The organism is Tautonia plasticadhaerens (genome assembly GCF_007752535.1).
Lineage (GTDB): Bacteria > Planctomycetota > Planctomycetia > Isosphaerales > Isosphaeraceae > Tautonia > Tautonia plasticadhaerens.
This window is the reverse complement of sequence record NZ_CP036426.1, coordinates 8,116,274-8,137,062: the sequence shown is the minus strand read 5'-3', so window position 1 is coordinate 8,137,062 and position 20,789 is coordinate 8,116,274. Positions and strand designations below refer to the sequence as shown.

At 73.2% G+C, this 20,789-nt stretch carries 18 protein-coding genes and 1 pseudogene; 15 read left to right on the top strand and 4 right to left on the bottom strand.

The genetic code is table 11. The features are described 5' to 3' along the window. Window positions 1-273: 273 nt before the first annotated feature. The 11 genes and pseudogenes from ElP_RS32340 (at window position 274) to ElP_RS32290 (ending at window position 11,213) form a co-directional block, all read left to right on the top strand. Window positions 274-939 (top strand): MT-A70 family methyltransferase, encoded by a 666-nt coding sequence (locus ElP_RS32340; protein WP_145277343.1) that lies wholly within the window; start codon window positions 274-276, stop codon window positions 937-939. Window positions 940-1,031: 92 nt separating this feature from the next. Next, window positions 1,032-1,925, top strand: a complete 894-nt coding sequence (locus ElP_RS32335) for a LamG domain-containing protein (protein WP_145277341.1) — start codon at window positions 1,032-1,034, stop codon at window positions 1,923-1,925. A gap of 862 nt (window positions 1,926-2,787) precedes the next feature. Next, window positions 2,788-4,290 carry a signal recognition particle protein gene (ffh, locus tag ElP_RS32330; RefSeq protein ID WP_145277339.1) on the top strand — a complete coding sequence of 501 codons (1,503 nt, stop codon included), beginning with the start codon at window positions 2,788-2,790 and terminating at the stop codon, window positions 4,288-4,290. Continuing rightward, window positions 4,287-4,850, top strand: a complete 564-nt coding sequence (locus ElP_RS32325; protein ID WP_145277337.1) for a hypothetical protein — start codon at window positions 4,287-4,289, stop codon at window positions 4,848-4,850. The genes ffh and ElP_RS32325 overlap by 4 nt, the downstream gene beginning before the upstream one ends. Beyond that, a complete protein-coding gene (locus ElP_RS32320; protein ID WP_145277335.1) occupies window positions 4,847-5,401 on the top strand; it encodes a hypothetical protein in 555 nt (184 codons plus the stop codon). Before ElP_RS32325 ends, ElP_RS32320 begins: the two co-directional genes overlap by 4 nt. 290 nt (window positions 5,402-5,691) lie before the next feature. Then, window positions 5,692-6,132 (top strand): 30S ribosomal protein S16, encoded by a 441-nt coding sequence (rpsP, locus tag ElP_RS32315; RefSeq protein ID WP_145277332.1) that lies wholly within the window; start codon window positions 5,692-5,694, stop codon window positions 6,130-6,132. Between the two features lie 149 nt (window positions 6,133-6,281). Then, window positions 6,282-6,962 carry a tRNA (guanosine(37)-N1)-methyltransferase TrmD gene (trmD, locus tag ElP_RS32310; protein ID WP_145277330.1) on the top strand — a complete coding sequence of 227 codons (681 nt, stop codon included), beginning with the start codon at window positions 6,282-6,284 and terminating at the stop codon, window positions 6,960-6,962. A gap of 46 nt (window positions 6,963-7,008) precedes the next feature. Continuing rightward, window positions 7,009-7,356: pseudogene (rplS, locus tag ElP_RS32305) on the top strand (50S ribosomal protein L19); the annotation flags it as partial. A 507-nt stretch (window positions 7,357-7,863) separates the two neighbouring features. Beyond that, a complete protein-coding gene (locus ElP_RS32300; RefSeq protein WP_145277325.1) occupies window positions 7,864-8,946 on the top strand; it encodes a dienelactone hydrolase family protein in 1,083 nt (360 codons plus the stop codon). Between the two features lie 147 nt (window positions 8,947-9,093). Then, window positions 9,094-9,822 (top strand): 3-keto-disaccharide hydrolase, encoded by a 729-nt coding sequence (locus tag ElP_RS32295; protein WP_145277323.1) that lies wholly within the window; start codon window positions 9,094-9,096, stop codon window positions 9,820-9,822. Window positions 9,823-9,827: 5 nt separating this feature from the next. Then, a complete protein-coding gene (locus ElP_RS32290; RefSeq protein WP_197446541.1) occupies window positions 9,828-11,213 on the top strand; it encodes a hypothetical protein in 1,386 nt (461 codons plus the stop codon). A 109-nt stretch (window positions 11,214-11,322) separates the two neighbouring features. Here the strand turns inward: ElP_RS32290 and ElP_RS32285 are convergent, their stop codons facing one another. Together ElP_RS32285 and ElP_RS32280 are read right to left on the bottom strand one after the other, a co-directional pair. Then, window positions 11,323-12,033, bottom strand: coding sequence for a hypothetical protein (locus ElP_RS32285; RefSeq protein ID WP_145277321.1), 711 nt, complete (start codon window positions 12,031-12,033; stop codon window positions 11,323-11,325). 31 nt (window positions 12,034-12,064) lie between these two features. Continuing rightward, on the bottom strand, window positions 12,065-12,502 hold the full coding sequence (locus ElP_RS32280) for a DUF2752 domain-containing protein (protein WP_145277319.1): 438 nt from the start codon (window positions 12,500-12,502) through the stop codon (window positions 12,065-12,067). Window positions 12,503-12,974: 472 nt separating this feature from the next. Between ElP_RS32280 and ElP_RS32275 the strand changes: the two genes are divergently transcribed. Continuing rightward, window positions 12,975-14,534, top strand: a complete 1,560-nt coding sequence (locus ElP_RS32275) for a GspE/PulE family protein (protein ID WP_145277317.1) — start codon at window positions 12,975-12,977, stop codon at window positions 14,532-14,534. Between the two features lie 29 nt (window positions 14,535-14,563). Next, the gene (locus tag ElP_RS32270) at window positions 14,564-14,794 is read left to right on the top strand and encodes a hypothetical protein (RefSeq protein ID WP_145277315.1); all 231 of its coding nucleotides are present in this window, start codon (window positions 14,564-14,566) and stop codon (window positions 14,792-14,794) included. Window positions 14,795-14,898: 104 nt separating this feature from the next. On the opposite strand, the gene ElP_RS32265 is transcribed toward ElP_RS32270, so the two are convergent. Next, the gene (locus ElP_RS32265; RefSeq protein WP_145277313.1) at window positions 14,899-16,071 is read right to left on the bottom strand and encodes a hypothetical protein; all 1,173 of its coding nucleotides are present in this window, start codon (window positions 16,069-16,071) and stop codon (window positions 14,899-14,901) included. 226 nt (window positions 16,072-16,297) lie between these two features. On the opposite strand from ElP_RS32265, the gene treZ reads away from it, so the two are divergent. Further along, window positions 16,298-18,202, top strand: a complete 1,905-nt coding sequence (gene treZ, locus ElP_RS32260) for a malto-oligosyltrehalose trehalohydrolase (RefSeq protein ID WP_145277311.1) — start codon at window positions 16,298-16,300, stop codon at window positions 18,200-18,202. Further along, window positions 18,192-20,258 (top strand): amylo-alpha-1,6-glucosidase, encoded by a 2,067-nt coding sequence (locus ElP_RS32255; RefSeq protein ID WP_145277309.1) that lies wholly within the window; start codon window positions 18,192-18,194, stop codon window positions 20,256-20,258. The genes treZ and ElP_RS32255 overlap by 11 nt, the downstream gene beginning before the upstream one ends. A 123-nt stretch (window positions 20,259-20,381) precedes the next feature. Here ElP_RS32255 and ElP_RS32250 read toward each other — a convergent pair whose 3' ends face one another. After that, complete coding sequence (locus ElP_RS32250; RefSeq protein ID WP_145277307.1) at window positions 20,382-20,660, bottom strand: hypothetical protein; 279 nt, start codon at window positions 20,658-20,660, stop codon at window positions 20,382-20,384. Window positions 20,661-20,789: the final 129 nt, after the last annotated feature.

Genomic DNA, 20,789 nt, shown 5'->3' with positions numbered 1-20,789 from the left:
CGGCACCGCGGCCCGGGGTCGGCGATCGGCCGGGCCCTCGCGGGGACCCACGCACCCGGCTCGCACCATCGAGCCGTCGCGGAGAATCCCCATTTTACCCAGAATCCCTGGACCGGCCTCTCGTCATTAGACAGGCGGTCGCGGGCCCGGCACAAGGGCCCGGCCCCGGGGCGGCGAGCCGGCCGGGCCGACGGGCCGCCGGGCCGCCGGGCCGGGACGATGGTAGGCTCAAGGTGATCCGACGCGCCCCCGGAGCCGGAGCGGCCCCCGACGATGACCAGCCCCTCGACCGACCTGCTCGCCTTCGCCGCCGACCGCCGCTTCCGGACGGTCCTGGCCGACCCACCCTGGCGGTTCCAGAACCGGACCGGCAAGGTCGCCCCGGAGCACCGACGCCTCAGCCGGTACGGCACGATGACCCTCGACGAGATCGCCGCGCTGCCCGTCTCTCGGGTCGTCGACGAGCCGGCCCACCTCTACCTCTGGGTCCCCAACGCGCTGCTGCCCGAGGGCCTGGCCGTGCTCTCGGCCTGGGGCTTCCGCTACAAGGCCAACCTCGTCTGGCACAAGGTCCGCAAGGACGGCGGCAGCGATGGCCGGGGCGTCGGCTTCTACTTCCGCAACGTCACGGAGCTGCTCCTCTTCGGCGTCCGGGGCCGCAACGCCCGGACCCTGGCCGCCGGCCGTCGCCAGGTCAACCTGCTGGCCTCCCGCAAGCAGGAGCACAGCCGCAAGCCCGACGCCCAGTACCCGATCATCGAGTCCTGCTCCCCCGGCCCCCACCTCGAACTCTTCGCCCGGGGCACCCGCCCCGGCTGGTCCTCCTGGGGCCTCCAGGCCGTCGACGGCTACGCCCCCTCCTGGGCCACCTACGCGGACCACTCCGGCGCCCGGAGGGCAGGGGGGGACGCCCCGGGGGGACCCGACCTCCTCCCCTGACCCGCTGGGAATCCCCCCTCCCGTCGGATAAAGATGATCGCGGCCCACGCTCCGACCCGCCGCGACCGAACGACCGACCGGAGGACGCGCCGATGACCGACCGCCGCCCCTGCCTCCCCCTGCTCCTGGCCCTCGCCGCGACCGCCCCGGCGACCGCCGCCGACGGGCCGCTGCCGGCGTCGATGGCCGAGTCCCTCACCTTCGCCGTCAGCTTCGACGACGGCCTCGACGCCGACCTGGCCCGGGGAGATCCCACCTTCTACTCCTCCGCCTCGGCCTCCCGGGAGGACCCGGTCGAGGGCATCGCCGGCCCCGGCCTCGAACGGCTGGCCGAGGGGGGCCGGGCCGGGGGCGCCCTCCGGTTCTCCCCGGAGAACACCCGGGCCCACTTCTACAGGGTCCCGGGGAACCTCCCTTACACCCCCCCCGGTTCCGGCCCCGACGGCTGGTCCGGCACGATCTCCTATTTCCTGAGCCTCGACCCCGAGACGGATCTGCCCCCCCGCTTCGCCGACCCGATCCAGATCACCGACAGCGCCTGGAACGACGCCGCCATCTGGACGGATTTCACCAGGGACGACCGCCCCCGGGTCTTCCGGCTCGGCGTCCTGGCCGACCTGGAGGTCTGGAACCCCGAGAACAAGGACTTCGAGACGATGCCCGCCTCCGAGAAGCCGGTGGTGGTCGTCGATCAGACCCCCTTCGCCTCCGGCCGGTGGACGCACGTCGCCATCACCTTCGACCGCTTCAACACCGGCCGGGCCGACGGCGAGGCCCGCCTCTACCTCGACGGCCGGCCCCAGGGCACCGTCTCCGGCCGGAACCAGGTCTACACCTGGGATCCCGACGAGGCCGTCGTCTTCCTCGGCCTCGGCTACGCCGGCCTGATGGACGACCTGATGGTCTTCGACCGCCCCCTCTCCGCCGACGAGGTCGCCACGCTCGCCGAGATCGCCCGGGACGGCTCCCCGCTGCTCGACCGCTGAGGGCGCCGGTTCGTGTGACTGAAAACGCCCCTCCCCACGATCTTATAGGGGAGGGGTCGTCCGTTCGGCCCCGCCAAACTTCCCCCTGCGCGGGCCTGCTCGACGTGCCGAAAACCGCCCCCCGTGCCCCCCGATCCCCCTCCGACGCCCCCGGCGTCCCGGCCCTCCTGCGCCCGGTCCTCCGGTCCCATTGTTCCGGCGCCACACGGAAACGGCTGACGGCACTCCAGAGATGCCCACATGGACCATTTGATGCGTTCTCAATAGCAATGATTTCCTCGGGGGTGGCCGGGGTCGAGCGGGGCGGGCACCCGGTCGGGAGGTGCCCGTCGCCGGGGGCCGCTGCGCGGATCCCAGCCACCCCGGGCCGGAGGGGTTGCGGGACAACGCGATCCCGGGTCACCCCGGATCGCCCGCCGATCCTCGGGCGTTCCTCGGTGCGCCGCGACGGAGCGAACCCAATTGCTCGACGCAACCCCTTGTCTCGCCTGGGAATCTCGAATTCGAGTTTGGCGCACCGCCCGCGAACGTCCCGGCGCACCGGCCGCACCGTTCTCGCCCCGGATCTCCGTCCGCCGGGTGGCCGGGGTGTTCCCCGGTCCTCGCCGCCGCCTCCCCGGTGTGCACGGCGCCGAGCGAACCCATTTCTTCGGCGCAACTCCTTGCCTTGTCTCAGAATCGCCGAATCGCCATCGGCGCACCGCCCGAGTCCCACCGGCCGCCGGGCCCGCCCCGCGACGATCCCGGCCGGCCTCGCCGGGGCGGCCCCCGACGGCCGATCGGATGCCATTGCCGGGCGTCGGCGCGATCGTTAGAATTGGCGATTCGCGACCACGAAACGCGGCGATCACGGTACGTCCCCATGTTCGACGACATCCAGCACCGCCTGTCGGACGCCCTCGGCCGGTTCAAGGTCCGGGGCAAGCTGACCGAGGCCAACATGCAGGAGGGCCTGCGGGCCGTCCGCACCGCCCTGCTGGAGGCCGACGTCAACTACGAGGTCGTCCAGCGCTTCATGAAGCGCGTGACCGAGAAGGCCGCCGGCCAGGAGCTGATCAAGAGCGTCCGCCCCGACCAGCAGATCGTCAAGATCGTCCACGACGAGCTGATCGAGCTGATGGGGGAGGGCGACCCCCACATCCGGTTCGAGAAGGCCGGGCCGACGGTCATCATGCTCTGCGGCCTCCAGGGCTCGGGCAAGACGACCACCTGCGGCAAGCTCGCCCGGCGGCTGATCGGGCTCGGCCGCAAGCCGTTGATGGTCGCCGCCGACCTCCAGCGCCCCGCCGCCATCGAGCAGCTCCTCGTCCTCGGCCGGCAGCTGGACGTGCCCGTCCACGCCGAGGACCCCGCCGCCGCCGACCCCGTCGAGGTCTGCCGCAAGGGCGTGCTCGAGGCCGAGAAGCTGGGCCGGGACACCGTCATCCTCGACACCGCCGGCCGCCTGCACGTCGACGACGAGCTGATGGGCCAGCTCAAGAAGATCGAGAAGAAGGTCCGCCCCCACCAGGTCTACTTCGTCTGCGACGCCCTCACCGGCCAGGACGCCGTCGCCTCGGCCGGCGCCTTCAACGAGGCGCTGGAGCTCGACGGCGTCATCATGACCAAGCTCGACGGCGACGCCCGCGGCGGCGCCGCGCTGTCGGTCCGGCAGGTCACCGGCGTGCCGGTGAAGTTCGTCGGCATGGGGGAGAAGCTGGAGCGGCTCGACCCGTTCGACCCCGAGCGGATCGTCGGCCAGATGCTGGGCATGGGCGACATCGTCGGCCTCGTCGAGGCGGCCAAGGACGCCGTCGACGAGGACGAGGCGAGGCGCCAGCAGGAGCGGATGGCCAGGGGGAAGTTCGACCTCGACGACTTCCGCAAGCAGATCGTCACCATGAAGAAGATGGGGTCGGTCAAGGACCTCATGGGCAAGATCCCCGGCATGAACCAGATGGGGGCGATGCTCGAGGGGGTGGACGCCGACGCCGAGGTCAAGCGCATCCAGGGGATCATCGACAGCATGACCCCCGACGAGCGCCGCGACCCCCACTCCATCGACATCGGCCGACGCCGCCGGATCGCCTCCGGCGCCGGCTGCGAGCCGCAGGACGTCTCCGGCCTGGTCAAGCAGTTCGACGCCATGGCCGCGATGGTCAAGGGCATGTCGCAGATGAGCATGATGGACCGCGTCCGGATGCTCTCCGGCCTGGGCAAGGCCGGCGCCTTCAACCCCGGCGCCATCCTCAAGACCACCAAGCAGAGCACCGGCAAGCGCCTCACCCCCAAGGAGCGCGAGAAGCAGAAGAAGCTCCGGGAGAAGGAGGCCCGCCGCATCCAGAAGGAGCTGCGGGAGAAGCGCAAGGGGGGGCCCAACCCGTGAGCGACCGGCCCATCCCCCCCTTCGACCTCGACGCCTTCCGATCCCAGCTCGCCCGGCTGATCGACGCCGGGACGCTCGCCGAGGAGGTCGTCCGTCACCGGAACCTGGAGCCCTACTGGGCCCGAGTCCGGGCCCCCGGGGCCGAGGTCGCCGTGATCCTGGCGGTCCTCGACGCGATGACCCCGCGGGAGCGTGCCGACCTGGGCTCGATCGACGGCCTCGCCCGGCGCCGCATCGCCCATGCGGCCGGGGTCGAGCCCGGCCGGGTCAAAGCGATCCTCTGCCGACTCTCCGCCATCGGCATGATCGCCGAGAAACAGCCCATGCCCTGGCCGGAGGCGCTGTCCTATTACTTCCTCCTCCTGACGAGCCCCCCGGCCGGGTCCCGGCCGGACGCGCCCGACCCGGCCGCCCAGGCCCGGCACCGGGATCTGGTCCGGGACCTCGTCGGTCCCGCCCGCTACGACCGGTCGATCGGCCCCCTGGCCGACCACAAGGACCGCGACCAGCGCCTCTGGGACTTCACCCTCGACCCCTCCTCGGGAGGGCCGAGGCCATGAGCGACCCCGGGGACCCCGCCTCCCTGCTGACCTTCTCCCACTTCCGGGGCCTGATCGCCGAGATTCGGGGCCGGGGGGTGACGATCCGGGAGGCGTTCCGCGGCAAGCTGCCCGAGCTGTTCGGCCCGCTGTTCGACCCCCACCTCCTCGACCCGGACGCGGGGGTCGACCGCTACCTGGCGATCCTCGACGCCGTGACCCCCGCCGATCGGGCCGACCTGGCCGCGATCGACGCCGAGGGGGCCCGGCGGGTCGCCGCCGCGGCGGGCGTCGAGCCGGCACAGGTCGCGACGGTGCTCGACCTCTACCGCGAACTGCTCCGGACGGTCGAGCGGGAGTTGCGCGGGGAGGACCCGGGCGACCGGGTGCCCCCGGACAGCCGCGTCGGCCGGCTCGACGCCTCCCGGCTCCACCCCTCGGAGCCGGGGGAGTTCCGGGAACTCTGGCAACACCTGACCCGGACCGGCCGCGTCCCCCCGCACGGGGCGGGGCCCTGGTATTCGGCCTGGAATCGCGAGTTCCACGCCTGGGACTTCACCCTCGACGACTGAGCCCACGAACCACCACCGAACCACGGCCCGGCCCCCTCGGCAGGCGAGACGACGAGGGGCCGGGCCGTCATCCGACGACAGGAACGACGTCTCGCCGATCGCCGAATGAGAGGGCATGAGCCGGGACCGACCCTCTTGGGTCGACCCCGGCCGCGGGGCCGCCGATGGCTCGGGAACCGGCCCCGCCCCCCGACCTTGCGAGGCGCAAGGGCAGGGGGGTGCCCGCCAGTTTGGGACCCTCGAACATGCGTCCGAGCCGCGCCCCGACCCACCGGGAGTGATCGATCCAGATGGTCAAGATTCGCATGAAGTCGTTCGGCCGGCGGCACCGCCCGTTCTTCCGCATCTGCGTGATGGACGCCCGCACCCCCCGCGATGGCCGCGCCATCGAGGAACTCGGCTGGTACGACCCGCTGGTGCGCAACGAGGCGGCCCGGGAGTGGTTCAACACCCCGCGGGTCCGCTACTGGCTGTCCGTCGGCGCCCAGCCGACCGAGAAGGTGGCCGCCATGCTCAAGCGGCACGGCATCACCAAGCCGGGCAACGGCGAGCCCTGGGACAACGTCCCGGCCGAGGAGCGTCCCGCCCCCGGCGCCAAGACCACGCACCTGACCGGCGGCCCCGCCCCCAAGGCCAAGGCCGCCCCCCCGGCCCCCGAGCCCGAGCCGGCCCCGGCCGCCGAGGCCGCCCCGGCCGCCGAGGAGGCCAAGGCCGAGGAATCGTCGTCCTGAGCCGCTCGCCCGCCGCGGCCGCCGGGGCGGGGACGCCCGGTGGCGGATGACCGATGGCGGGGTCCGGATCCCGAATCCCCGACCTCCGTCGCCCACCATCCGTCACCCACCCTCCCCCCCGAACGGCCGCCGCCCAGGTCCACCCGACGATGCCCCCGCCGCCCCTGCGGTTCGACGTGCTGACCCTGTTCCCCGGCCTCTTCGAGGGGTTCCTCTCCGAGAGCATCCTGAAGCGGGCGATCCGCCGAGGGCTGGTCTCGGTCGACCTCTGGGACATCCGCCGCTGGGCGCTGGACAAGCACCGGAGCGTCGACGACACCCCCTTCGGCGGCGGCCCCGGCATGCTGATGATGGCCCCCCCGGTCGTCTCGGCGGTCGAGGCCGTGCGGGCGAGCTTCGGCGACGGGCCCGGCCGGCTGATCGCGATGACCCCCGCCGGCCGGAGGCTGGACCAGGCGTTCGTCTCGGAACTGGCCGGGGAGCCCCGGATCGTCCTGCTCTGCGGCCGTTACGAGGGCTTCGACCAGCGGATCTTCGACGTGCTCCGGCCCGAGGCCCTCTCCATCGGCGACTACGTCCTCTCCGGCGGCGAGGTCCCGGCCATGGCGGTCATCGACGCGGTCATGCGGCTGGTGCCCGGCGTGCTCGGCGACGAGCGGAGCGCCCTCGACGAATCCTTCGGCCCCGACGGCGGCCTCGAATATCCCCACTACACCCGGCCCCGCTCCTATCGCGGGCTGGGCGTCCCCGAGGTCCTGCTGGGCGGCGACCACGCCGCCATCGACCGCTGGAGACGCCGGCACCGCCGCGAGGCCGGGCCCCCGGCCTGACCGATCATCAATCCAATCGCAGTCATCCGACACGAGGACCCCAGCCATGCAGAACGCCCTGATGGAGCTGGTCGAGAAGACCGGCCTCCGCGAGACGGTCCCGCACTTCGAGATCGGCGACACGGTCGACGTGCACGTCCGGATCCTCGAAGGGGACAAGGAACGCATCCAGATCTTCAACGGCGTCGTCATCTCCCGCTCCGGCGGCGGCGTCCGTGAGGTCTTCACCGTCCGCCGGATCGTCGCCGGGGAGGGCGTGGAGCGGACCTTCCCGGTCCACTCCCCCCGGATCGCCGACGTCGCCGTGAAGCGCTCGGGCAAGGTCCGCCGGGCGAAGCTCTACTACCTGCGGGACCGCGTCGGCAAGGCCGTCCGCCTGAAGGAGCGCGTCCGCGGCAAGGCGAGCGAGGCCGAGGCCGCCGCCGCCCGCGTCCAGAAGCGCGAGGCCCGCAAGGTCAAGAAGGCCGCCAAGATCGAGGCCCGCGCCCAGCGCGCCACCGAGGGCCCCAAGCCCAAGGCCAAGAAGGGCGCCGAGGGCGAGTCCGCCCCCGCCGAGGGCGCCGAGTGATCCCGACCGGCCGTCCGGGCCGGGCCCGGCCGACCGCCCTCACGCCGGGCATCGCCCGGCACTCCGCCCCCCTCTCCCCGCTCGCGGGGAGAGGGTTGGGGTGAGGGGTCGGTGCAAGATCGCAAGGCCGTTCGCGTCGTCCGATCCCCCTCACCCGGGCTTCGCCCACCCTCTCCCCCGCAGACGGGGGCGAGGGTCCGGATCTGCCCCCCTCTCCCCGCGAGCGGGGAGAGGGGAGGCTCTGACCGGGACGCCCGGCCCCGCCTGCACCACCCTCGGATGAACGAACGGGACGAGCCGGCCCATCGAACACCGATCGGAGGTTGCCGACCCATGCGATCCCCGTCCCGCACCGCCCCCCGCCCCGATCGCGGCACCCCACCCCCCTGGTTGGCCGAGGTCCAGACGCCCCCCGATTCGATCCCGGCGGATGCCGACCGGCCCGCCCCTGCCCTGCTCGACGCCGGGGGGCGGCCGATCCCCTCGCCCGACGCCTGGGCGCGCCGCCGGGCCGAGCTGCGACGCGCCTGGCTCGACTTCCTCGGCCGCATCGACGACCCCGGCCCGCTCCCGCCCCCGACCGTCCTGGGGCGGGACACCGTCGCCCCCGAGGCCGACGGCCAGCCTCCGGTCGATCGCCTGCTCGTCCGGTATGAGCCGGAGCCCGGCCGACTCGTCGAGGCCTACCTGCTCCGCCCGGCCGACCCGGCCCCGCTCGCCAGCCGCCCCGGCGCGGTCGTCCTCCATTCGACGGTCGACTACACGATCCGCCAGCCCGCCGGGCTCGAAGGGCCCGCCGACAAGTCCATCGGCCTGCACCTGGCCCGACGGGGTTACGTCGCCGTCTGCCCCCGCTGCTTCCTCTGGGAACAGGGCGGCCCCGGTCGCTACCAGGACGCCGTCGCCTGGCAGCGCCGACGCCACCCCGGGGCGACCGGCACCGCCCAGATGACCTTCGACGCCCGGCGCGCCCTCGACCTGCTCCTGGCCGAGCCCGACGTCGACCGGGACCGGGTCGCCGCCATCGGCCACTCGCTCGGGGCCAAGGAGGCGCTGTTCCTGGCCGCCCTCGACGACCGGGTCGCCGCGACCGTCTCCAGCGAGGGGGGCATCGGCATCGGTTACTCCAACTGGGACGCCCCCTGGTACCACGGCGAGGCGGTCAACCGGCCCGGCTTCGCCCTCGACCACGCCCAGGTGCTCGCCCTGGTGGCTCCCCGCCCGTTCCTGCTCATCGGCGGCGACTCGGCCGACGGCGACCGGAGCTGGCCCTACATCGAGGCCTGCCTGCCCGCCTATCGCCTGCTCGGCGCCCCCGACGCCCTCGGCCTGTTCAACCACCGCCAGGGGCACGCCTACCCGCCCGAGGCCCAGGCCCGGGCGTACGACTGGCTCGACTGGGGCCTCGGGGGCTGAGACGCCCGGCCCGGCCCGGCCCGCTGCCGGTCCTGGACACGGGGGCGATCGGGCCTTATCCTCCGGGTTTCCGACCGCCGAAAGGAGGCCGACCGGTCGACGCCGGACGGCGGTCCTCCCCGGCCGAGGCCCCCGGAGGTGCATCCCATGCCCCGATCCCCCCGCGTCGCCCTGCTCTCGATGATCCTGCTGGGGGGGGCCGCCCCCGCCCCCTGCCTCGCGGCCGACGACGAGGGCTGGCGCCCCCTGTTCGACGGCACCGCCCTCGACCGGGAGGCCTGGACCCAGGTCGGCGGGGGCGGCTTCTCCCTGGTCGACGGCTCCCTGCGGACGGACCCCTCGCCCGACGGCCTCGGCGTGCTCCTCTACACGAAGGAGACGCTGGGAGACTGCCAGATCCGGGTCGTCTACCGCTCCGAGGACGCCCGGGACAACGCCGGGGTCCACGTCCGGGTGGCCGACGACCTGGAGAAGCTCAAGGCCCCCTCCGACCCCGACGCCGAGACCGGCGCCTGGTTCGCCGTCCACCACGGCTACGAGGTGCAGATCTGCGACTTCCCCGACCCGCTGCACCGCACCGGCGCCATCTACTCCCTCGCCCCGGCCACGTCGAGCCCGGAGAAGGCCCCCGAGGAGTGGAAGACGATGGTCATCACCCTCGACGGCGACCTCGTCACGGTCGACGTCGACGGCGTCCGCCTCTCCGAGTTCGACCCCAAGGCCGAGGACCTGCCCCCCCGGACCGAGTGGTACGAGCCGAAGCGGGAGCCGGTGCGGCCCCGGGCCGGCTACATCGGCCTCCAGGTCCACGACCCCGGCGACGTGGTCTTCTTCAAGGAGGTCAGCATCCGACCGCTGCCCACCAGCCCGGAGTGATCCCGATGCGCATAGACTCCGTCGCAATGGCGGTGCTGGCCCTGCTCGGCCTGGCCGCACCGCCCTCCCCGGCGAGCGAGCCGTTGAAGGTCGGCACCTTCGACGTGGACGCCTCGCCGCCGGTCGGCACGCCGATGGCCTACGACCCGACCGAGGGGGTGCAGGACCCCCTGCACTGCAAGGGCGTGGTGCTCGTCGGCGAGGGCGGGCCGATCGTGCTGGTGGCGGTCGACTGGATCGGCATCGGCAACGGCGGCCAGGACGCGTTCAAGCGGGCGATCGCCGGGGCGGTCGGCACGACCCCGGACCGGGTCGCCGTCCATGCCCTGCACCAGCACGACGCGCCGACCTGCGACTTCACCGTCGCCGACCTGCTCGTCGAGCACGGCATCGACCCGGCCGAGTCCTACTTCGACCCCGACTTCGCCCGGGACGTGATCGCCCGGGCCGCCGAGGCCGCCCGCGAGGCGAAGGACGAGGCGAGGCCCGTCACCCACCTCGGCATCGGCGAGGGGATGGTCGGGCAGGTGGCCTCGAACCGCCGGATCCTCGGCGAGGACGGCAAGGTCCGGGCCACCCGGTACACCGCCTGCCAGGACGTGGAACTCCGCGCCGAGCCGGCCGGGACGATCGACCCGGACGTCAAGCTCCTCGCCTTCTTCGACGGCGAGGAGCCGGTCGCCGCCCTGTCGTACTACGCCACCCATCCCCAGAGCTACTACCGCACCGGGCTGGCCTCGTGCGACTTCCCCGGCCTCGCCCGGGAGGCCCGGGAGGACGAGACCGGCGTGCCCCACGTCCACTTCGACGGCGCCGGCGGGAACATCGGCGCGGGCAAGTGGAACGACGGGGCCCCCGAGAACCGCCGGCTCCTCGCCGATCGCCTGGCCGAGGGCATGAAACGGGCCTGGGAGGCCGCCTCGACGGCCCGGCACCCGATCTCGGCCGGGGATCTGGGGTGGGAGGCGGTGCCGGTGCTCCTGCCGCCGGGGAAACACCTGGTCGAGGAGGAGCTGGAGGCGACCCTCGAGGGCGGGGACGCCGAGGGCCGGGTGTCCGCGGCCCGGGGCCTGGCCTGGCTGAGGCGCTGCCGGGCGGGCGACCCGATCCCGGTCTCCTGCCTGTCGATCGGGCCGGCGAAGGTGCTGCACCTGCCGGGCGAGCTGTTCGTGGAGTACCAGCTCGCCGCCCAGGCGATCCGCCTCGACCGGTTCGTCTGCATGGCCGCCTACGGCGACTACGGCCCCGGCTACATCGGCACCGCCCACGCCTACGACCAGGTCGGCTACGAGGCGAGCGACCGGGCGTCGAAGGTGGCCCCGACGGTCGAGATCGTGCTACTGGACGCGATCGCCCGCCTGCTGGGGGAATCGCCGAGGGCGGCCGACTGATGCGGGATGGCGGAGGACGGATGGCCCGGCCGGCGGGGCGAATGATCGCGTCGGCCTCGATCCGGGGCCGGATCGCATCCGTCCTCCGTCCTCCGTCACGAGGCCCGGGTCAGAGGCTCGTGTCCTGGATCGTGTCCGCGTTGGCGTGGGGGATGAACTGCCAGGAGAGTTCGGAGAGGACGACCTCCATGAACTTCCGGCGGAAGGCGGTGCGGTTGACCGTGGCGCTGATGGGCATGGCCCCCTGGGTGCGGGGGAAGTTGGATTCGAGGACCTGGTCGTAGGTGACGAGGATCTCCTCGTCCCGCCCGGGGATGGGCTTGCCCTTCTCGTCGGTGGGGGTGGTCAGCTCGAAGACCTTCACGTGGATCCGGGAGAGCCCCTGGAAGAGGCCGGGGCTGCTGGGGTTGTCGATCTCCATCCCCTCGACCTCGAGGAAGACGACCGCGTCGGCGTCGAAGTCGATGCCGGCGGCGGCGGGGTCGGTGTAGTTGGGGTGGCCGTCGGCCCAGACCTTGACCTTGGGGTAGGGGACGACCTCGATCTTCTTCACCTCGGCGGCGAGGGCCCGGCCGAGCCCCTTGGCCAGGTCCGCCTCCAGGTCGGGGAAGTCCCCCCGGGTGCCGGTGGTGGCGTGGGTCAGGATCACGACCTTCTTCCCCTTGAGCGACGGCCCCGGGGGGTCGACCTTGGGCTCGAAGGGCTGGAGGAAGTAGGCCAGGGCGCGGGGGTCGCACCCGGTGGCCAGGGAGAGCATCGCGAGGCCCAGCGCCGCGGCGGCGACCGCCCGTCGCGTCCGATCGAATGGCCGAAGGGTCATCCGTGTCCCCTCCCTTGAGTGCTGATCGAGCTTACCCGGACCAGTAGGTCCGGAGGATCCAGGCCGCCAGTCCCGACGCCGAGGCGACCACCACCGCCCCGGCCATCGGGCCGGAGGCGGTCCGGAACGGCCGGGGCCGCCCCGAGGCGGCCGAGCAGGCCATCCAGGCCGCCAGGAGACCCGAGCCCGGCGCCAGCAGGCATCCGGCGGGGCTGGCCCGCCAGGACTCCCGGGGTCTCCCCCGGGTGGCCAGGGCCCAGCTCGTGGTCATCCCGCACGTCGGGCAGCCGACGCCCGTCCGGAGCCGGGAGGCGCAGGGCGGCAGGCCCAGCCGCTCGTGGGTGCCGAACCCCCTGGGGTCCGGTTCGAGCGTCCGGGCCACGCCCAGCGCCGCCAGCAGGGCGGCCGCGCCGAGGGCCAGGGCGACTCGGGTCCTCGGGCCCAGCCTCGGTCGCGTCGGGGTCGTCATCTCGGGTGAAGGCTCGGGCCGACGCCCGGGGTCCGGGCGTCGGGCGACGGGGAGGGGCTCGAGGGCCGGGCTCGTCCGGTCCCTCCTCGCGGTGCGTCGGCGACGTGGGGCGTCACCCTACCCCGGATCGCCCCGCCGGGCAAGGCCACCTCGGGGCGGCCCCGGCGCCCGGGGCTCGGGCCCGGGTCGCCGGGGGGGGCCGCCTCGGGGGGCCGGGACCCCTCGGTCCCGCGTCGCCTCGCCTCGGGCCCCGGTCGCCCGGGAGGGGGTGAACATGCCGCCGGCCGTCGATGGGTCGACCGCCCCGACCGGCCGGGGATCGGCCGTCGGCGAGGCCCGCCCCGGCGGCCGGGGGGCCTCGCCGGGATCGAAGTCCTGATGAGGTTGGGAAATAAGTTTCGTCGCATGATTCCGGGGCTTACAATTTCGCAACGTGGGGATGCGACGGCACGCCGCACGAGGTTCGGATCGGATGCCCGTCGACCAGCGACGGTGCGAGGGCCCCCCGGAGGCGATCGCGATGGCCGAGGACGTGGTGACCCGGGATGCCGACACGGCGATCGACGACGAGGCCCTGGTCCGGGTCCTGTTCGAACGCCAGTTGCTGTCGACCGACCGCCTGCTGGTCGCCCAGCGACACGCCCAGGAGCAGGACATCGCCCTGATGCGCGCCCTGCGAGACTTGCACCTGGTCGCCCCCGAGGACCTGGAGAAGGCCGTCTCCGACCGCCTGGCGGAGCAGGAGGACGAGGAGCGGGCCCGCGCCGAGGCCGAGGCCGAGGGCCTCACGCCCGACGCCCCGGCCGCCGAGCCGGTCGCCGACGAGGAACGTGCCGAGCGCGACCTGAGGGCCGAGCTCCGCGGGATCGCCGAGACGGCCGTCCCCTCCGACCTGATCGAGCAGGTGATGATCCGGGGGCTGCTGGCCCGGGCCACCGACATCCACCTCGACCCGCACGACGACCGCTACCTCGTCCGGTTCCGGATCGACAGCCAGCTGCACCACATGGTGGATCTCGACCTGGAGACCGGCCAGGCGGTCGTCCGGGGGATCAAGATCCTCTCGGAGATGAACCTGGTCGAGTGCCGCCACCCCCAGGACGGCGCCCTGACGGTCCGACACCAGGGCCGGACGCACAACCTCCGCTGCTCGACCCTGCCGACGACCCGGGGCGAGAAGGTCGTGCTCCGGGTGCTGGAGCCGATCTCCGTCCGGTTCGAGATGGGCAACCTCGGCCTGGAGCCGGAGCAGGCGACCAAGATCAACCAGTTCCTCTCCCGGCCCTACGGCGCGGTGCTCGTCGGCGGGCCGGTCGGCGCCGGGAAGACGACGACGCTCTACAGCTGCCTGGACCGCGTCACCCACCCGCGCCGCAACGTGATGACGATCGAGGACCCGGTCGAGTACAACTTCCCCGGGGTGAACCAGGTGGAGATCAACAACCAGATCGGCCTGACCTTCGCCCAGGGGCTCCGGTCGATCCTCCGGCAGGACCCCGACGTGCTGATGATCGGCGAGATCCGGGACGACGAGACGGCCGCCATCGGCATCCGGGCCGCCCTGACCGGCGTGCTCGTCTTCAGCACGATCCACGCCTCCGACGCCGCCGGCACGATCACCTCGCTGTTCAATTACGGCGTGCCCGGCTACACGCTCAGCAGCGCCCTGCAGGGGGTGGTCAACCAGCGGCTCGTGCGGACGATCTGCCCCAACTGCCGGGTCAGCTTCAGGGCCGACGAGACGGTCGTCCGGGCGTTGAAGCTCGACCCCTCCGAGCACCGCGGCCTGACCCTCTACCGGGGAGAGGGCTGCGCCTCCTGCTTCCACTCCGGCTACCACGGGCGGACGGGGATCTACGAGGTGATGGACGTCTCCGAGTTGATCCGGGAGCTGATCCTGCTGCAGACGACCAAGGAGGTCATCCGCCAGGTCGCCCGGGACGAGGGGATGAAGACCCTCCGCCAGGCGGCCATCACCAAGGTGATCCAGGGGGTGACGACCATCGAGGAGATGTACCGGGTGACGCTCTGACCCGTCGGGGGCCGGGGGAGGGAGGCGAGATGGGGGCACGTGGCCGGGGGAGCCCGCCCGGGCGCCGGACGCGGTTCCGGTTGTGGATGCTCCTCGTCCTGGTCGCCGTCGCGGCCCTCGGGTCGGCGAGCGTGACCCATTGGCGGCGGACGACCGTCGTCGCACTCGGCCCCGTCGACGCGGACCGGGATGGGGAGGGAGAAGGCACCTGGAGGCGGTACGCCGATGGCCGGGTGGACGTCATCCCGGGATGGCATTGAGGGCCCGGCCCCCCCCTCCCCGGAGATCGATGCGACCGGGCCGGGGGGGGCCGGTCGCATCGCGGGGCGTCCGGGCCGCGATCGGCCGGTCGACCGGGAGCCGATCACCCGGCCGGGGTGGTGCCGGCCTCGACGGGCGTGCGGCCCTGGGAGGCGGAGGGGGGTGGCAGGGGCTCGGCGTCGTCTTTCCCTTCGTCCTCGCCCTCGCCCTCGTCGTCCTCGTCGTCGTCCGGGGCGGCCAGGCTGATGCGGCCGAAGAGGTCGGCCTGGAACATCAGGGCGGTGAGCAGGGTGAGGACCACCGCCAGGGTGATGCCCAGTCGGGCCAGCAGGTAGGCCTCGCTGCCGAGCGTGCCGTAGGCGGGCACGATCACCCGGGGGGCGAGCCCCCGGTTGAAGGAGATCGGCACGGAGCCGACCAGCGTGGCCCCCCGCCGCAGGCCATGGGCATAGACCCGCCTCGCGTACTCCTGGCGGCTGAACGCGACGTCGCCGTCGCTGACGTAGACGGTGTGGTCGATCCGGTCCCCGGGGGGGATCGGGAAGAGGTCGTAGGTGAAGACGCCGATGTTCTTCGTGGCGACGAGCACGCCGAAGAGCGTGGCCTCCATCGCCGAGATCGCCAGCAAGGGCAGCAGGATCGCCAGCGTCGAGGCCCCCTTCCGCTTCCGGGCGGCGGCCATCGCGCGTCGAGGCCCCAGCGTCCCGTCCCCGTCGCGGGCCGTGGTCAGGTAGACGGCCGCCGGCAGGGCGACCAGCAGGACGATCCCCAGCACCAGAAGGGTGGGGGGCGGGAGGATCGGCCTGGCCGGCTCGACCTGCTGGCTGCCGTCGGCCAGCCAGGGGACGAGGACCAGGCCGCCGACCAGCCCGGTCGCCAGCAGCAGCCGGCCGGCCGCCCGGCCGAACCTCTCCCCGGCGGCCGTGGCGGGCTTCGGGGCGTCCGCCGGCTCCATCGACCGGCCGGCGTGCTCGATCCGCCGGACGTAGGTGAAGGCGGCGGTGACCAGCATCCCCATCGCCAGCCAGACGCCGACGACGGGGGCGGCGATCAGGGCGGTCGTCGCCAGGGCCAGCAAGATGACCGCGGCGGCGGTCTCGGCCCAGGGCGCGCTCATCGCCCCTCGGAGGCGATCGACCGAGCTGGGCCCCTCCGCCGACTTGAAGCGGGGGACGACCACCTCGGATCGGCAGTCCCAGCACGTGATCGTCGTCCGGGTCGGGCTGCGACGGGCCCGGAGCATCCGGCCGCACTTGCATTTGACGAAGGCGAACATGGGGCGTCGGCGCTCCGCGGGGCGATCGTCGGCTCGGGATCATGGGCCTCGCGACCCATCGGCGCACTCCTCGAATATCCCGCCCGGGACACCCGCCCGCAAGGGCCGATCGGCCGATCCGCCGGGCGTCCGGGGCCGATCGGCACGCGAAATGAAGGATAGCGCGGCCGGTGGGGACCGGCCGCGGTCGTCGGCGGGACCCGAGGGGGAGAGGGGGCGGATCATCATGGGATCGACCACAGGGCGGCGGTTGCCCGTCGGCGCCGAGCCGCTCCCGGGGGGGGGCGGGGTGCACTTCCGGGTCTGGGCCCCGGATCGGGAGCGGGTGGAGGTCGTCTTCGAGGGGGGAGAGACCCGGGCCCTGGCCCTCGAACGGGAGCCGGGGGGGTATCATTCGGGGCCCATCCCGGGCGTCGGCCCCGGCGCCCGGTATCGGTTCCGGCTCGACGGCGAGGGGCCGTTCCCCGACCCCGCCTCCCGATTCCAGCCGGAGGGGCCGCACGGCCCCTCGGAGGTGATCGACCCCGACGGCTTCCCCTGGTCCGACGCCGGGTGGGAGGGGATCGACCCCGAGGGCCAGGTCCTCTACGAGCTGCACGTCGGCACCTTCACCGACGCCGGCACCTGGGGGGCCGCCGCCGACCGGCTGCCGGGCCTGGCCGAGCTGGGGGTCACCGCGATCGAGCTGATGCCCGTGGCCGAGTTCCCCGGCCGCTTCGGCTGGGGCTACGACGGGGTCGACCTCTTCGCGCCGACCCGGCTCTACGGCCGCCCCGACGACCTGAAGCGGTTCGTCGACCGCGCCCACGAGGTGGGCCTCGGGGTGATCCTCGACGTCGTCTACAACCACTTCGGCCCCGACGGGAACTACCTCCCCAGCTTCAGCCGCCACTACATGTCGACCCGGCACACGACCGAATGGGGGGAGTCCCCCAACTTCGACGGCGAGCAGTCCGGGCCGGTCCGGGAGTTCGTGCTGGCGAACGCGGCCTACTGGATCGACGAGTTCCACCTCGACGGACTCCGGGTCGACGCCACGCAGGACGTCCACGACGACTCCCCCGAGCACCTGCTGGCCGCCATCACCCGGGCCGCCCGCCGGGCGGCCGGCGGGCGCCGGGTGCTCCTGGTGGCCGAGAACGAGCCGCAACACGCCGAGATCCTGACGCCGATCGAGGAGGGCGGCCTCGGCTTCGACATGGCCTGGTCCGACGACTTCCACCACACCGCCCTCGTCGCCCTGACCGGCCGCAACGACGCCTACTACGCCGACTACCTCGGCTCGGCCCAGGAGTTCGTCTCGGCGCTGAAGCGGGGCTGGCTCTACCAGGGGCAGAAGAACGTCCGACAGTCGAAGCGGAGGGGCACCCCGGCGTTCGACCGCGCCGCCTGCCAGTTCGTCTTCTTCCTGCAGAACCACGACCAACTGGCCAACTCGATGAGGGGGGAGCGGCTGCCCCACCAGTGCGGCCCGGGACGGTACCGGGCGATGACAGCGTTGTGGCTGCTCGCCCCCCAGACGCCGATGTTCTTCCAGGGGCAGGAGTTCGCCTCGTCCCGCCCCTTCCTCTACTTCATGGACCACGTCCCCGAGCTGGCCGAGGCCGTCCGGCGAGGGCATGACGAGTTCCTCATGCAGTTCGACGACCTCGCCCTGCCGGAGATCCAGGCCCGGCTGCCCGACCCCGGCGACCCGGCCACGTTCCTCCGCTGCAAGCTCGACCACGACGAGCGGGTCGGCCATGCCCACGACTTCGCCCTCCACTGCGACCTGCTCCGGCTCCGGCGCGACCGCCAGGGCCTGAGGGGCCCGGTCGACGGCGCCGTGCTCGGGCCCGAGGCGTTCGTCGTCCGGTCGTTCGACCCCGACGGCGGCGGCGACGACCGGCTGCTCGTCGTCAACCTCGGCCGGGCCCTGCACCTCGACCCGCCCCCCGAGCCCCTGCTGGCCCCGCCGGGGGGGACCTCCTGGGAGATCCTCTGGTCGAGCGAGTCCCACCAGTACGGCGGCACCGGCACCCCGACCCTGGAGGCCGGCGACGGCTGGCACCTCCCCGGCCACGCCGCCGTGCTGCTCCGCCCCCGAGCCGACGACGACCACCCGACCGAGGACGCCCCCCATGCCGTCTGAGTCGAAGACCGACACCATCCGGACCCTGGCCTGGAGGCGGGACGAGGACGACCCCCGCCGCCTGCTCGACCGTGAGTGGCTGGTCACCAACGGCCTGGGGGGCTACGCCTCGGGCACCCTCTCCGGCGCCCACACCCGGCGCTACCACGGCCTGCTGATCGCCGCCCTGGCCGGCAGCTTCGGCCGGACCCTGATGCTCGGCCACCTCTCCGACCGCCTCCGATTGCCCGACGGCTCGGTCGTCGGCCTCGGCGGGGAGGAGCGCGCCCGCGGGGACGCGCTGGACCTGCACGGCGCCGCCCACCTGGCCGAGTTCCGCCTCAACCACGGCCTGCCCGTCTGGCGGTACGAGTTCCCCACCGGCCACGTCGTCGAGAAGCGGCTGCTCATGCCGCACCTGCAGAACACGACGCACCTGACCTACCGCCTCGTCTCCGGGGCGGGGCCGCTCCGGCTGAAGCTGCGCCCCTCGGTCCACTTCCGCTCCCACGACGCCGAGGTCGACCGGGAACTCCCCGGCGAGTACAGCCTGACGGCCGCCGCCGACCGCTACGAGCTGAGCAAGTCCGGCGGCCTGCCGCCGCTCCGGCTGACCCTGGTCGGCCCGAGGTCGGCCTACACGATGGAGCGGGCCCGGGTCGACGAGGTGTACTACCGGATCGAGGACAACCGGGGCTATCCCGCCACCGGCGACTTCTGGAGCCCCGGCTACTTCCGGGCGGATCTGGCCGAGGGGGAGGACGTGACGCTGATCGCCTCGACCGAGCCCTGGTCGGCCGTCGAGGCCCTCTCCCCCGAGGAAGCCGCCGAGGCCGAGTTCACCCGACGCACCCGGCTCATCGACCGCTCCCACCCGCTCGCCCGATCCGGCCCGGCCGCCGAGCTGGTGCTGGCCGCCGACCAGTTCCTCATCACCCCCGCCGGCCGGGTGGAGGACGCCGCCCGCGCCCACGCCGCAGGGGACGAGCTGAAGACCGTCATCGCCGGCTATCACTGGTTCACCGACTGGGGCCGGGACACGATGATCTCCCTCGACGGCCTCACCCTCTGCACCGGCCGGGAGGCCGAGGCCCGGGACATCCTCCGCACCTTCGCCCACGCCATCCGCGACGGCCTGATCCCCAACCTCTATCCCGAAGGCGACAGCCACGGCCTCTATCACACCGCCGACGCCACCCTCTGGTTCTTCCACGCCATCGACCGCTACTTCCGCGTCACCAACGACCGCCGGACCCTGGAGTCCCTCGTCCCCAGGCTCCGGGAGGTCGTCGAACGCCACCTGGAGGGCACCCGGCACGGCATCCGGATCGACCCGGCGGACGGCCTCCTCACCCAGGGGGAGGAGGGATATCAGCTCACCTGGATGGACGCCAAGGTCGGCGACTGGGTCGTCACCCCCCGCCGGGGCAAGGCGGTCGAGCTGAACGCGCTCTGGTACAACGCCCTGAAGAACCTGGAGGGCTGGGTCCGGGACCTGCACGGCGACGCCGAGGCCGCCCCCTACGCCGAGCACGCCGGTCGCTGCCGGGTGTCCTTCAATGATCGCTTCTGGTACGACGAGGGCGGATTCCTCTACGACGTCGTCGACGGCGAGGACGGCGCCGACGACCCCGCCTGCCGGCCGAACCAGATCTTCGCCGTCAGCCTGCCGAACCCGGTCCTCGACGAGTCGCGGTGGCTCCCGGTCTTCCAGGCCGTCCGGGACCGCCTGCTGACGCCCGTCGGCCTCCGGTCGCTGGCCCCCGGCCACCCCGACTACAAGCCGAAGTACTTCGGCGACCGCCGGGCCCGGGACGCCGCCTACCACCAGGGGACCGTCTGGGCCTGGCTGATCGGCCCGTTCCTCGACGCCTGGCTCAAGGTCCGCCCCGAGGACCGAGCCGGCGCCCGGGCCTGCCTCGACGGCCTGATCGCCCACCTCGACGACTTCTGCGTCGGCTCCATCGCCGAGGTCTTCGACGCCGAGCCCCCCTTCCACCCCCGGGGCTGCATCGCCCAGGCCTGGAGCGTCGCCGAGGTGCTCCGCTGCCTGATCGTCCTCGGCGAATCGGAGTGACCCCGAGGCCCCGCCCCCGGAACGAACGACGCCCCGGGAGGGCGGGCCCCCCCATCGGGGGAGTCCGGGCCTCCCGGGGCGCCGGGGGGTCGCAAGGCGGGTGGGCGTCGCGCGACCGATCGATCAGTTGTCGGTGTCTTCCTCGATCACGTCGCCGGCCTCGGCCGCGACCTCGCCGGCCTGCTCGTAAGTCTCGCCCTGCTCCTCGGTGATCTCGCCGGCCTCGTCGGAGGTGACGATGCCGTCCTCCTGGGCGTCGATGGCGGTCTCGGCGGTCTCGGCCTGCTCCTCCTGGAGCTCGTCCTGCGCGTTCTCCAGCTGCTGCTCCTCGGAGCAGCCGGCGGCGGCGAACAGGCCGAGGCCGAAGATCATCATCAGCGAGGCGAACTTCTTCAACAGCATGGGGTGACTCCGTGGTTCGAACGTCGAGTTTCGCGATCCGGTGGATGCCCCGCGTCATCGGGTCTGGACGCGAAGGATGCGAGGCGTGTGGCGAATTCCTTGAGCAAACGCCGCGCCGAACTCGCTCGG

Coding starts and splice junctions, on each gene's coding strand:
- ElP_RS32340 (WP_145277343.1), top strand. CDS start 274: ATGACCAGCCCCTCGACCGACCTGCTCGCCTTCGCCGCCGACCGCCGC.
- ElP_RS32335 (WP_145277341.1), top strand. CDS start 1,032: ATGACCGACCGCCGCCCCTGCCTCCCCCTGCTCCTGGCCCTCGCCGCG.
- ffh (WP_145277339.1), top strand. CDS start 2,788: ATGTTCGACGACATCCAGCACCGCCTGTCGGACGCCCTCGGCCGGTTC.
- ElP_RS32320 (WP_145277335.1), top strand. CDS start 4,847: ATGAGCGACCCCGGGGACCCCGCCTCCCTGCTGACCTTCTCCCACTTC.
- rpsP (WP_145277332.1), top strand. CDS start 5,692: ATGGTCAAGATTCGCATGAAGTCGTTCGGCCGGCGGCACCGCCCGTTC.
- trmD (WP_145277330.1), top strand. CDS start 6,282: ATGCCCCCGCCGCCCCTGCGGTTCGACGTGCTGACCCTGTTCCCCGGC.
- ElP_RS32300 (WP_145277325.1), top strand. CDS start 7,864: ATGCGATCCCCGTCCCGCACCGCCCCCCGCCCCGATCGCGGCACCCCA.
- ElP_RS32295 (WP_145277323.1), top strand. CDS start 9,094: ATGCCCCGATCCCCCCGCGTCGCCCTGCTCTCGATGATCCTGCTGGGG.
- ElP_RS32290 (WP_197446541.1), top strand. CDS start 9,828: ATGCGCATAGACTCCGTCGCAATGGCGGTGCTGGCCCTGCTCGGCCTG.
- ElP_RS32285 (WP_145277321.1), bottom strand. CDS start 12,033: ATGACCCTTCGGCCATTCGATCGGACGCGACGGGCGGTCGCCGCCGCG.
- ElP_RS32280 (WP_145277319.1), bottom strand. CDS start 12,502: ATGACGACCCCGACGCGACCGAGGCTGGGCCCGAGGACCCGAGTCGCC.
- ElP_RS32275 (WP_145277317.1), top strand. CDS start 12,975: ATGCCCGTCGACCAGCGACGGTGCGAGGGCCCCCCGGAGGCGATCGCG.
- ElP_RS32270 (WP_145277315.1), top strand. CDS start 14,564: ATGGGGGCACGTGGCCGGGGGAGCCCGCCCGGGCGCCGGACGCGGTTC.
- ElP_RS32265 (WP_145277313.1), bottom strand. CDS start 16,071: ATGTTCGCCTTCGTCAAATGCAAGTGCGGCCGGATGCTCCGGGCCCGT.
- treZ (WP_145277311.1), top strand. CDS start 16,298: ATGGGATCGACCACAGGGCGGCGGTTGCCCGTCGGCGCCGAGCCGCTC.
- ElP_RS32255 (WP_145277309.1), top strand. CDS start 18,192: ATGCCGTCTGAGTCGAAGACCGACACCATCCGGACCCTGGCCTGGAGG.
- ElP_RS32250 (WP_145277307.1), bottom strand. CDS start 20,660: ATGCTGTTGAAGAAGTTCGCCTCGCTGATGATGATCTTCGGCCTCGGC.